General features: G+C 48.7%; 9 protein-coding genes. 7 read left to right on the top strand and 2 right to left on the bottom strand.

Translation table 11 applies throughout. The features are described from left to right. Positions 1 to 142: 142 nt before the first annotated feature. Positions 143 to 529, top strand: a complete 387-nt coding sequence (locus KDK18_RS05025) for a RidA family protein (protein WP_257253644.1) — start codon at positions 143 to 145, stop codon at positions 527 to 529. Between the two features lie 99 nt (positions 530 to 628). On the opposite strand, the gene KDK18_RS05030 is transcribed toward KDK18_RS05025, so the two are convergent. Further along, positions 629 to 1,519 (bottom strand): SDR family oxidoreductase, encoded by an 891-nt coding sequence (locus KDK18_RS05030; protein WP_257253645.1) that lies wholly within the window; start codon positions 1,517 to 1,519, stop codon positions 629 to 631. A 174-nt stretch (positions 1,520 to 1,693) separates the two neighbouring features. On the opposite strand from KDK18_RS05030, the gene KDK18_RS05035 reads away from it, so the two are divergent. Then, positions 1,694 to 2,611, top strand: a complete 918-nt coding sequence (locus KDK18_RS05035) for a hydrogen peroxide-inducible genes activator (protein WP_257253646.1) — start codon at positions 1,694 to 1,696, stop codon at positions 2,609 to 2,611. Between the two features lie 34 nt (positions 2,612 to 2,645). Next, positions 2,646 to 4,730, top strand: a complete 2,085-nt coding sequence (gene recG / locus KDK18_RS05040) for an ATP-dependent DNA helicase RecG (protein ID WP_257253649.1) — start codon at positions 2,646 to 2,648, stop codon at positions 4,728 to 4,730. A gap of 478 nt (positions 4,731 to 5,208) precedes the next feature. Here the strand turns inward: recG and KDK18_RS14675 are convergent, their stop codons facing one another. Further along, a complete protein-coding gene (locus tag KDK18_RS14675) occupies positions 5,209 to 5,382 on the bottom strand; it encodes a pentapeptide repeat-containing protein (RefSeq protein ID WP_373691150.1) in 174 nt (57 codons plus the stop codon). 1,368 nt (positions 5,383 to 6,750) lie between these two features. Between KDK18_RS14675 and KDK18_RS14680 the strand changes: the two genes are divergently transcribed. From KDK18_RS14680 to KDK18_RS05070, 4 genes are all read left to right on the top strand, one after another. Next, positions 6,751 to 7,569 (top strand): HPr family phosphocarrier protein, encoded by an 819-nt coding sequence (locus tag KDK18_RS14680; protein ID WP_373691149.1) that lies wholly within the window; start codon positions 6,751 to 6,753, stop codon positions 7,567 to 7,569. A gap of 614 nt (positions 7,570 to 8,183) precedes the next feature. Then, positions 8,184 to 9,182: a hypothetical protein gene (locus KDK18_RS05060; RefSeq protein WP_257253651.1), complete on the top strand. Its 999-nt coding sequence runs from the start codon at positions 8,184 to 8,186 to the stop codon at positions 9,180 to 9,182. Positions 9,183 to 9,251: 69 nt separating this feature from the next. After that, a complete protein-coding gene (locus KDK18_RS05065) occupies positions 9,252 to 9,710 on the top strand; it encodes an RDD family protein (RefSeq protein ID WP_257253652.1) in 459 nt (152 codons plus the stop codon). 337 nt (positions 9,711 to 10,047) lie between these two features. Continuing rightward, the gene (locus KDK18_RS05070; protein WP_257253654.1) at positions 10,048 to 11,610 is read left to right on the top strand and encodes a SulP family inorganic anion transporter; all 1,563 of its coding nucleotides are present in this window, start codon (positions 10,048 to 10,050) and stop codon (positions 11,608 to 11,610) included. The last annotated feature ends 495 nt before the right edge of the window (positions 11,611 to 12,105 follow it).

The raw sequence follows: 12,105 nt of genomic DNA on the forward strand, positions 1-12,105 counted from the left end.
ATCCTCAATTTCTTGCAATCCTCGCTACGGACGCTTAAGTCTGACAGGCTGCTAGGCAGTATCGGCATAACTCCAAAGGGACTTGAAAAATACGTGTTGTCCCTTACTATTTGGCTCTTTTCTGTTGGGAAGTGAGCGCACAATGAGTAATAGACAGACCATAAACACAGAGAATGCGCCTCAGGCGATTGGTACCTACTCTCAGGCGGTTAAGGCCGGAACGACCGTTTATGTTTCCGGCCAGATTCCCCTGATCCCGGAAACCATGGAGCTGGAGCAGGGAGGCTTCAAAGCGCAGACACGCCGCTGCTTTGAAAATCTGAAAGCCATTGCAGAAGCTGCAGGTGGAGAACTTCAGGATGCTGCAAAAGTAGGCATTTTCCTGACCGATCTTAGCAATTTTAATGCGGTCAATGAAGTAATGGCTGAGTATTTCACTCAGCCCTATCCTGCACGTGCTGCCATTGGTGTGAAAGAACTGCCCAAAGGCGTGCCGGTTGAGATTGATGCGATTCTGGAGCTGAGGTAGTTTTTTTAACGAACATTGTGGAATTCTCCATCCATCCCGGCATTGCGCAGCTTTGCCGTGTGAATGGAAATGAATAGCAAACAGGTAGGGCTGTTGTCATTACTCATAGGACGTTGAGCTTAACAACTCTGAGTAGCCAGCCCTGTAGTTTGGGTACCTGAAAGTGTAACCTGCATCGATGATTTTTTGATTGCTGCAACGTTTGCTGCCTCTCTGAGGTGCAGGGTGGCTGTCGTCCAGCACTATACCGAGTTGAGCTGCCAGCCAGTGCAACACTTCGTACATTGGAGCGGGTTCGTGGTCGACACCCAGGTATAGAGAGTCAACGGGAAGCTTTTGCTCATCGCGGCGAATCAGATGAGCAAGGATACCGGCACAGTCATCCCGGTGTATGCGGTTGCCATAGATGACCGGCTCAGCTTCACAGCCTTCACCGGCTTTGACTCGATTGATCATTCGATTTCTTCCGGGACCATAAATGCCGCCAAAACGAACCGCAGTCGCAGGAAAAGGGCTGTTGATTAAAATCGCTTCTGCCTCCAGCATAATCTTCCCTGAATACCGAACCGGATGTGTGGGTGAAGTTTCATCCACCCACTGACCATCATCCTGGTGATAACTGCCGGTACTGGAAGTGAAAAGCACCCGCTCGGGCCGGTGGCCCTGTGCCTGAAGGCGAGAAAGGACGTTGGAAAGACCTCTTAGATAGGCTTTTTGATAATTGTCCTGACCGGATCCATCGGAGGCAGCCGCATAAACGACATAGTCAATTTTGTTGGGCCAGTTGCCCAGCTGTTCTGGATTTGACAGGTCGCCCTGAACAGGATGAACGCCCTGGGGCAAACGGTCAATGCTCCGGCGTAATCCCCAGACAGAGTAATTGTCTGTGTCCAGAAGCTGTCGTGCTAATTCGCAACCGACATCACCGCAACCGGCGATCAATACATTCTTCTTCATAGCAGCCCCGTCATTTTTATAAAAAAAGGACAACCGTGAGTGTCCTTTATCCTCAGGGAAATGCAAGTAACCTTACTCAAATTCAGCATTTCTCTGTGCCTCCGATGATGCATCTTCTACTTTTGACAGAAGCCGAAGGAATAGTTTGAAAAAAAAACTGTTTAAATTTACAGTGTTCTGGTCGTTTCCAGACAGGCTTCTACCGTTATGACTCTCACAGAATTGCGCTATATTGTGACTCTTGCTCAGGAGCAGCACTTTGGGCGTGCTGCTGCCAAGTGCCATGTCAGTCAGCCCACGCTCAGTGTGGGAGTGAAAAAACTGGAAGATGAGCTTGGAGTAGCCCTGTTCGAACGATCGCGGAATTCGGTTCGGGTGACCCCTATGGGTGAAAAGGTCACCAGTCAGGCCCAGAAAGTTCTGGAAGAAGTGTCAGGCATCAAACAGATTGCCAAAGCCGGGCGCGATCAGTTAACCACGCCTCTGAGAGTGGGTGCCATATACACCATCGGGCCTTATCTGTTTCCACATCTTGTTCCCCAGTTGGCGTTGGTGGCACCTAAGATGCCCCTGTACATCGAAGAAAACTTTACAGCGGTTTTGAGAAAAAAACTAAGAGTGGGCGAGTTGGACGCCATCATCATCGCACTGCCCTTTACTGAGCCTGATGTATTAACCTTGCCTCTTTACGACGACCCTTTCAGGATTTTATTGCCAGCCGGGCATCCCTGGCTGTCGAAGCAAGATATAGACCCTGCAGAACTGGTGAACGAAGAGTTACTGCTTTTGGGGGAAGGCCACTGCTTCAGGGATCAGGTCATGGAGGCCTGTCCGCTTCTGGCTCAGAAAGGCGATGCCGGTGGCGAAGAAGGAGGTGGCATCGAAGCCTCTTCTCTGGAAACTATCCGCCATATGGTGGCATCGGGAATGGGCATCAGTGTGCTGCCTGAATCGGCCCTGGTTGGCAGTCACTACGCTCCCGATGTATTGTCATCAAAGCCTTTTCGCTCGCCATCACCCAGTCGAACCGTTGCCTTGGCCTGGCGTGCCAGTTTCCCGAGACCCAAGGCAATAGATGCATTGTCCAGTGCTCTCAGGCTATGCTCTGTAACGGAAGCCAAATGAATAAAAAGTAACAGCAGTAGTACATTGAGGTGATATGGTGAAGCCCCTGCATGAGATTCCTGTGACAGCACTGAAAGGAGTTGGGGCTGCGCTTGCCGACAAACTGGCAAAAATCCATATTCATAATCTGCAGGACCTGCTTTTTCATTTGCCCCTCAGATATCAGGATCGCACCCGCATTACGCCCATTGCCGCTATTCATCCGGAAGGGGATTATGTTATTCAGGGCTCTGTGGTTGCTACTGACGTCCTGATGGGCAAGCGCCAGAGTCTGCTTTGCCGCATCAGTGATGGCACAGGTTCTGTCGGGTTGAGGTTTTACCATTTTTCCAGCGCACAGAAGAATCACCTCAAACCGGGAGCAGAGGTTCGTTGTTTTGGGCAGCCCCGCAGGGGAGCCAGCGGCCTTGAGATTTATCACCCTGAATATCGGGTCATCAAACCGGATAATAATCTGGATGTTGAGGAAACCCTGACGCCTGTCTATCCGGCTACTGAAGGACTCACTCAGCAGAGAATTCGAAGTCTTTGTGAGCAGGCTTTGGGCAAACTGAACCATCCTGATGTACTTCAGGAGTGGCTGCCTGACAATGTCAGATCGCAATATCAGTTAGGGTCGCTGGTGGATGCTGTGGAGTTCCTGCACTCGCCTCCCCCTGATGTTTCTGTTGAACTCCTTTCTGAAGGTCGCCATCCGGCACAAATGCGACTGGCTTTTGAAGAACTTTTGGCTCACAACCTGAGTATGCAGAAGCTGCGTAGCCTGATTCGCACAGTAAAAAGCTACGCAATGTCACCCAGGCAGACGCTAACCCGGGACTTTCGTGAGCAGCTGCCCTTTTCCCTGACGGGCGCTCAGGAAAAAGTATTGGCGGAAATCAGTCAGGATATGATGAATCCTGATCCCATGTTGAGACTGGTTCAGGGCGATGTGGGTTCGGGCAAAACGGTGGTGGCTGCTCTGGCTGCACTTCAGGCCGTCGAGAATGGTTATCAGGCCGCCGTTATGGCACCAACGGAAATACTGGCTGAGCAGCACGAGAAGAACTTTAAGGGATGGCTGAAACCTCTGGGGATTTCTATTGCCTATTTGTCAGGAAAAACCAAAGGGAAAAAGCGTCAGCAGATTCTGGAAGAGATTGCCCGGGGCGATGCCGCTGTGGTGGTGGGTACTCATGCCCTTTTTCAGGAAGACGTACAGTTCAGGCAGCTGGGTCTGGCCATTATCGATGAGCAGCATCGATTTGGTGTACATCAGCGAATGGCGTTGCGAAAAAAAGGTGAGCTCAATGGTGGGCAACCTCATCAACTGATTATGACAGCAACGCCTATTCCCCGAACGCTGGCTATGAGTGCCTACGCCGATCTGGATTGTTCCGTTATCGACGAATTACCCCCGGGCAGAACACCGGTAAATACCGTCGTGATAAGCGACGATCGTCGTGATCACGTAATAAAACGTCTGCGCTCAGCCTGTTTGGAGGGCCGTCAGGCATATTGGGTCTGTACCCTGATTGAAGAGTCAGAGGCTTTGCAGTGCCAGGCAGCTGAGGTGACGGCTGAACAGCTGCGAGAAGCATTGCCCGAGCTTTCCATAGGATTGGTTCATGGTCGAATGAAAGCGACTGAAAAGCTTGAGGTTATGGATGCTTTCAAGTCCGGACACATGCATCTGTTGGTGGCCACTACGGTCATCGAAGTAGGCGTGGATGTACCTAATGCCAGCCTTATGATTATTGAAAATCCGGAGCGATTGGGTCTGGCTCAATTACATCAGTTAAGAGGTCGTGTCGGTCGCGGCAGCATAGCGAGCCACTGTCTTCTGATGTATCACGCCCCGCTTTCGCAGCAGAGCAGGGAGCGTTTGCAAGTGATGCGCGACTCCAGCGATGGTTTTGTCATTGCTGAAAAAGATTTGCAATTACGCGGACCGGGAGAAGTGCTGGGCACCCGGCAGACCGGGCTTGCCCAGTTCAAGGTAGCCGATCTTGAACGGGATGCCATTTTGCTGGATCAGGTCAGGGATGCGGCCCAGAGTGTCTTGAAAGAGGTACCACAAAACGCAGAGCCATTGATCCTTCGCTGGCTGGGTCATGCTGAGAAGTACGCTAATGTCTGAAGCCTGGTCGTCGCTGATGACAGTCAAAAATTGTTAACATGGCCAGCTCTATCGATTTACTCCGCAGTAAAGAGGATCTGAAGAACTGCATAAATCAGCCAGAGGCGACTGAAACAATTTTTCGTTACCCTCGGGGAATAAAAAAAATTCACGGACAAAACTACGAAGAGCAGTGGCAAGTGCTGCCGGACTTTTCCTGCAGTCATTCTGGCGAGTATACACCAGGTGAAATCGGTGCTTTTTGTGAAAAAATTATGGTTTCACATTTCCTGTCTTTGAATTTATCGTGTGGCTAATTTGGCATTCAGGTGGAGATCGACTAATCTCACTCAGCAGCGGTAGACCTCAAGAGTTCGTAATCAGTCGTTGGGGAATGTAGTCATGAACCTGTTAATAGTCTCCTGTGTAAGCTTGGCCTTATCCTTATCTGTTCCTGCTCTCAGGGCCTCTCCGGTCGGGGTTGCTCAGGAGGGGGTCGCTACGGGCGTGTATGGTTCAGACGAGATTGGTTCAGACGAGATTGGTTCAGACGAGATTGGTTCAGACGAGCTTGATTCAGACGAGCTTGATTCAGACGAGATTGATTCAGACGAGATTGCTTCGGAAGAGGCCTCTCAGTTTTTCGATCCTCCGGCCTCGGCAGATTCCAGATACGAGTTTTCTTGTGGGGATTCTAAAGGCGTTTGTGGCGTTGAATACTGTCAGGAGGCTTATGGGGATCCCTATCCTGAACGATTTTATGAGATGTCTAGCACTGAAAGCCTGGAAGCATCCTACAATTTGGCCAGCCTTCTGCTGCGTAGCGATAGTGATGACGATGATTCTTCCCTCAAATCCTTTTGCATTGATAAGGAGTTATTGCAGAACCCCGGGGCGGGCTACGGCATTGATGAACTGGAAGGGGCAACCTTTTGGGGGGTGGTCAAACTGGAGCAGCTCGCAACGGGAGAAGTTTTATATGTGCCGGTCAAGACAAGCGAGTGGGTCAAAGTCGGAAAGGTTATCAGTGGGGTAAATGAGAATGAGCTGGGGGTGGATTATCAGGTGACCATATCATCAATTGATCGCTATCGCCATGATGCGCTTCTCAACACTCCGTATGGGCATCCTGTCAGAGACTGGATGCTGCATAATGAGGATGTGACTAAATACATTAGTGCCTCACTTGACCTTGTGGCTAAAGAAGATAAAGTGGCGTATAAAGACGTGTATCCGCAACGCCAGCTGGATAGAGCATACCTGATAAAGAGTTCGACTCTCCATCTCAGTTTGACCTATGACCATTTTTACGGGGACGGTCTCGCCTATAATGCCGTCCTTTCAGGTGAGTTGTCTTTGCCTGATGGAGATTTGATCAAGGGTCTTAAATTAGAAGCAAGAGGAGCTCGCTTGCCTAAATCCGGGTTTGGTAACTTCAGGCTAAATAAGCGTGACCCAGAAGGCTTCAGTTTACTTCCCTCTCCTGATTCTCAGTTAGAAGGCAGCATTGGTCGCCTTCGGTTGATAGAGCTTGTGCTGTTTCCGAAGGATTGAAACAGCTTGAACAAATCAAGCGTGTAACAATTTCTGATTGATGGCATGGCAATAGATAGGCGGGCTCTCCGTTTTCTGAGCTGGATTCTCGGAAAAAGCGATCGTCGCAATGAAGATTGTTGGGGAGAGGTCGGCCTGTCACGGTCTGTTGCAAGGCTGGAGCGGCAAAATTTCGGCTGCTGCATGGTAGGGCTCGGAGTGTGAAACTGTTACATCAAGAATAATTATGTAGTTTTATCTCAAGAATTAAAAAATTTGAGGTCTTCTGAGGTTCATACTATGTGACTTAGAGAGACTTGACGGGGGGCAGCATATTTTTCAGAGTGATGTATCTGAGGTTTAGCCTTTCAGCAGATGCTCAGCAGATTTTGCATTGCAGAAGCGTCGATTGTGATCAAATCAAAAGCGGCGAATATCCTTTCAGACAGGCTGTGATGATCGTGTTCAGCTAATAATATCCGGACACTGCTGCAACGGTCCTGCTCATATGTTAACACTGAATTTATCCAATATTTTTTTGAATCAGTCTGCAGAAAGTAAGCTACAAGTCATCGAGCTAATCGGCCAGAAAATGGTTGAGCTTGGGTACACTACTGAAGCTTACACGGCTGGATTAAAAGCGCGTGAAGCTATTTCTTCCACGTTCCTTGGGAATGGTATTTCTATCCCCCATGGTACGCCGGACACTCGTGATGCGGTCATCAAAACCGGGGTAGTTATTTTCCAGTTTCCACAGGGCGTTGAGTGGGGTGAGGATGAACAGGTCTACATAGCTGTCGGCATAGCAGCCTGCTCCAATGAACATCTGCAGATTCTGAAGGGACTGACCCGGATTCTTGGTAACGACGATTTATGCAGTTTCCTGGCAAAAACAGACAACCCTCAGGATGTTATTGGTGCTATCAATTCTCCTCCCAGAGAGCGTCGGCTCTTTTCTGAAGAACGCGTTCGTAATTGTATTGATGCGAACCCTCCATCTGCATTGCAGGCTGTCGCGGCAAGAGGGAACGGCTGCGCTGCACCGGCAAAGGAAGTGCTAAGTCGGGCGTTCACTATTTTGAATCCGAACGGAATACATACCCGTCCTGCTAAGGTCTTTGTATCCACCATCAAGCGTTTTGACTCCCGGATAGAAGTCAGCAACCCTGATAAAAGTGACGCATTTATCAATGGTAAAAGTTTGATGAAATTGTTGAGTCTCGGGATCACCAGAGGCAGCACCATCGAAGTGAAAGCCTGTGGACCAGACGCCCACGAAGCCATGGATGCATTGGAGCAGGTGATCAACCAAGAGCTCGCTGAATGATCGTTAATCTGGACTTAAATCCTGATAAGGACCAAACAAACGGTACAAATTATACAAGCTGAACATTGAATCAGTGAATGCTACTGGGCAGCCCTGCAATGAGTGGTAAGAAGCTTTTACTTTTCAAAAAAACAAAAATTAACTTGCAAACGGTTTGATTAGGTATAGAATGAGAATCATTCTCATTATTAATAAAGGAGATGCCTATCGAAACCAGACTTTTTGACCTGATTAACTGGTAAACAGCTACCAGTAACTCGCATATCCTCATCGTTTTGGCGGCTCGTCCCAAGCCGCCTTTTTTTATTCCATTCCCATAGTTCCATTCAATATCCAGGCTTTGCAACCTGACAGTCAGAGATGGTTAATACTGACAGCCAGTATGGCGTCACAACAAAAAACTATGAAGAGCAGGCACCGGTGGCGATGGGCTTTTCCTATAACCAAGAGGAGCCTGGTTAAATCGGCGCTTTTTGTGAAAAAAATGACGGCTCCACTTCTCCTGTTTTTGAATTCGTCGTTTGGCTAATTTGGCATTCAGGTATAGATGGACTAGTCTCACTGATCAGCGATGGATACTCAAGAGTGTGTCAATAGCTGTGAGGATTGTAGTCATGAATCTGTTGAAAGTCTCCTGTGCAAGCTTGACCCTTACCTTGTCTGTTCCTGCCGTTATCGCCTCAACGGCTGCGGTCTCTTCGACAAAGGGTTCTTCAACTTCGGCGCCTTCGGCTTCGACGGTTAATTCAAAATCCAGATACGAATTTTCTTGTGGGGCTTCATCAGGTATTTGCGGCAAGCAATACTGCGAACGTGATTTGGGGTTTCCTGAGGTCAAGCCGTTGTATGGGGAGTCCAGCGTTGATAGCGATAGCCAATACTATAATTTGGCCAGCTTACTCAGAGGTCCGAATGCTTCTAACCTCAAAGACTTTTGCGTCGATCAGTCAGTGCTGAACGACCCCAAGGCAGGCTACGACGTTAATGAGCTGGAAGGGGCGGCCTTCTGGGCAGTGCTCAAACTCGAGCTACTGGCAACAGGACAAGTTTTCTACGTGCCGCTCAAAACAAACCGGTGGTGGCTCCAGACCGGAAAGAGTAAAAGTGAGGAAGATGAAGTAGTGACGTATCGAATGAAGATATTAAATGTTAGTCCCAATCACTTCGATCCGTATTTCACTACTCAGTATGGGCTTGCTGTCCGGAGCTGGTTGTTGTTCAGACGGCAGCTTCGCGCATACAGTACATTATACAAACGCTTAAAAGGTACAGATTATCTACAAGCGCATGATGCTCTCTTATCAGTGAGAGCATACTTCATGAAGAGCTCAGATCTCAAAGTCAGTTTGACTCCCGACAATTATTACCGGAACGGTGGCGTTTACGATGCCGTCATTTATGGTGCACTTTCTTTGCCTGATGAGGATGTGGTTGAGGAGCTTAAATTGGAATCAAGAAGCACCCGCTTTCCTACGATCGGGTCTGATAACTTCAGGCTTAATCAGCGTAACCCAAAAGGTGTCAGTTTCCTTCCCACTGCTGGTTCTCAGGTAGAGGGCAGCGCTGGACGCTTTCGTGTGATAGAGCTCGTCTTGATGCCGAAATCGAAATAAAAAAGCTTAAGCGAATCAGGCTTGTGCCGAATTTTGGTTGATAACATAGCAATAAATGGGGGGCTTCTGTTGTCTGAGTTCGATTCAAATCCTGAAAGATCAGACAACCTTGAATATGCCGGATTTCTCGACCGATTCTGGGCAACGCTGATCGATACTTTGGTTCTGATCATCATTACTTTACCTCTTACTATGATGATTGATGGCGATCGGCTGACGATTGAAAATTCAAAACAACTTCTGTACCCGGCAGACGTCATGATCAACTGGTTGTTTCCGGCGTTAGCAGTTATCCTGTTCTGGCATTACAAGAGTGCTACGCCGGGCAAAATGATCATCACTATGAAAGTCGTTGATGAGAAGACCGGCCTTGCTCCGGCTCTGTCTCAGTCGGTCATTCGTTATCTGGCCTACTTTATCTCAATTTTGCCCCTGTTTTTGGGCTTTTTTTGGATCTTAGTGGACAAGAAAAAGCAGGGCTGGCACGACAAAATTGCCGGTACTGTCGTTGTTAAGCTCAGAAAATAAACCACTCCATCCGCTATGGTTCTAATAGATGATGCCTCTGAGCCATTTAAAAATATGAACGACAGGGTTCTTGTTCCACTGTGGGCAATGGGTTGAACGGGTCAGGAGGCGTTATTTTCCGGAGTGTCTGAACGTTGTCTTCTGTCAGTCTCTTCTTTAGAATTCCCATCTATGCTTCTCCCCGAAAAGTGACTCTTTGCTTCTGCTTATCAAACAGGGCGATGTCCTCTTATTGGGCATAGAGCTCTTTTAAAACGGTTTTCTATCCAACAACCCTGATCGTTGCATATTTAAAACTAGTCTGTCGCCACCCACCTGCCCGTTTGAATCGGAGGCAATGTTGTTCGAACTTAAAGCTAATAAGGTAGCTACCATGAAAAATGACCTGCTATCAGGTCTGACGGTAGCACTGGCATTGGTGCCCGAAGCGGTAGCCTTTGCATTTGTTGCGGGTGTTGAACCACTGGTGGGTCTCTACGCTGCGTTTATGGTAGGTCTTATCACGGCTGCCATTGGTGGTCGTCCGGGCATGATTTCTGGTGCTACTGGTGCACTGGCTGTGGTTATGGTCACTCTGGTGGCAGACCATGGTGTTCAGTACCTCTTTGCAACCGTTGTACTGATGGGGATCATCCAGGTTCTGGCTGGGGCGCTTAAGCTGGGTAAATTTATTCGCATGGTGCCCCACCCGGTAATGCTGGGCTTTGTTAATGGTTTGGCCATCGTTATTTTTCTGGCTCAACTGGGTCAGTTCGGCGTTGAAGGTGAAACAGGCTGGCTCTCAGGTACCTTTATGGAAGGCAGTGTTATTGATATAGCCTGGATGCAGGGTAGTGAGCTCGGCATGATGCTGGGGTTGGTGGCTTTGACTATGGCTATTATTCACTTCCTGCCCAAGCTGACGAAAGCTGTTCCTTCTTCTTTGGCAGCTATTCTTGTGGTTTCCCTGCTGGTCATTGGCCTGGATTTGGATACCCGAACAGTGGGTGATGTAGCTGGCATTGCCGGTGGATTACCTGAATTCAGCGTTCCCATGGTGCCATTGAGCATGGAGACCTTACTGATCATTCTGCCTTATTCTCTGATTCTGGCGGCCATTGGCTTAATTGAGTCTCTGTTAACCCTGCGTATGGTTGACGAGATTACTGAAACTCATGGCAGCTCTAACCGTGAATGCATGGGGCAGGGTGCAGCCAACATTGTGACTGGTTTCTTTGGCGGTATGGGTGGTTGTGCCATGATCGGCCAGAGCATGATCAATGTTAACTCCGGTGGTCGTGGTCGCCTGTCGGGTATTTCGGCGGCGCTGTTCCTGCTGGCATTCATATTGGTGGCTTCTTCTCTGATTGAGCAAATTCCTGTTGCGGCCCTGATCGGCGTTATGTTCATTGTAGTGATTGGCACTTTTGAATGGAGTAGCTTTCGCATCATGCGCAAAGTGCCCGGGGGTGATGCCTTTGTTCTGGTGCTGGTATCAGTCGTAACTGTTTTGACCGATTTGGCTGTCGCTGTCATTATCGGGGTTATTGTATCTGCCCTGATCTTCGCTTGGGAGCATGCCAAGCAGATTCAGATTGAGAAGAAAGAAGACCGGGAAGGTTCCAGCGTTTACAAAGTGCATGGTCCTTTGTTCTTTGGCTCCACCACTCACTTTTTGGAGCAGTTCTCACCAAAAGACGACAACAATGACGTAGTGATCGACTTTGCTGATTCCCGAGTGTGTGATCACTCTGGACTGGAAGCCATTGATACGCTGGCAGAGCGTTACACCAAAGCAGGCAGAAATCTGCACCTGCTGCACTTGAGTCAGGACTGTCAGAAACTGTTGAAGAAAGCAGGCAGCATGGTAGAAGTGAATGTCATTGAAGATCCTAAATACTTTGTGGCCACGAATGCCTGATTGTTAAGTTGATCGTTTGGTGCATCCTGAGAAACCCGGCTAGTTGCCGGGTTTTCTGTTGCTGGCAGGTGGGTAAAGTAACTGCGACAAAAAATAACCTTCTTAATTATTAAGGGATAGTACGTTAGTACTTTTTCGCATGTTGAACCTCTTATGAAATTCTGTATAGTACGCCTCCTCCAACGGAGCAGATTGCCACAGCAGCAGAGCTGAATCACCTGACAAAAAGGCAGGTTGACAACATCAGCTGACACGGTAGAATGCGCCGCCGCTGAACAAGAAAAGCAACGCTGATTAAGCATGAGCGTCTGTCAGTTCAGCGAGTTGAAAAGCCGTTTTGACTCTTTAGCACAGAGAGCGCTTGACAACAAAAACGGTCGCGGTAACATAGCGGCCTCGCTGATCAGCTTGACCGCTGGTTCAGCCGATTAAAACCTTCTTGTTTTAATCCAGTTCTTTAACAAATTATCAGACAATTCGTGTGGGCGCTTGTGC

This window comes from Endozoicomonas sp. SESOKO3 (assembly GCF_024606255.1).

Coding starts and splice junctions, on each gene's coding strand:
- KDK18_RS05025 (WP_257253644.1), top strand. CDS start 143: ATGAGTAATAGACAGACCATAAACACAGAGAATGCGCCTCAGGCGATT.
- KDK18_RS05035 (WP_257253646.1), top strand. CDS start 1,694: ATGACTCTCACAGAATTGCGCTATATTGTGACTCTTGCTCAGGAGCAG.
- recG (WP_257253649.1), top strand. CDS start 2,646: ATGGTGAAGCCCCTGCATGAGATTCCTGTGACAGCACTGAAAGGAGTT.
- KDK18_RS14680 (WP_373691149.1), top strand. CDS start 6,751: ATGTTAACACTGAATTTATCCAATATTTTTTTGAATCAGTCTGCAGAA.
- KDK18_RS05060 (WP_257253651.1), top strand. CDS start 8,184: ATGAATCTGTTGAAAGTCTCCTGTGCAAGCTTGACCCTTACCTTGTCT.
- KDK18_RS05070 (WP_257253654.1), top strand. CDS start 10,048: ATGTTGTTCGAACTTAAAGCTAATAAGGTAGCTACCATGAAAAATGAC.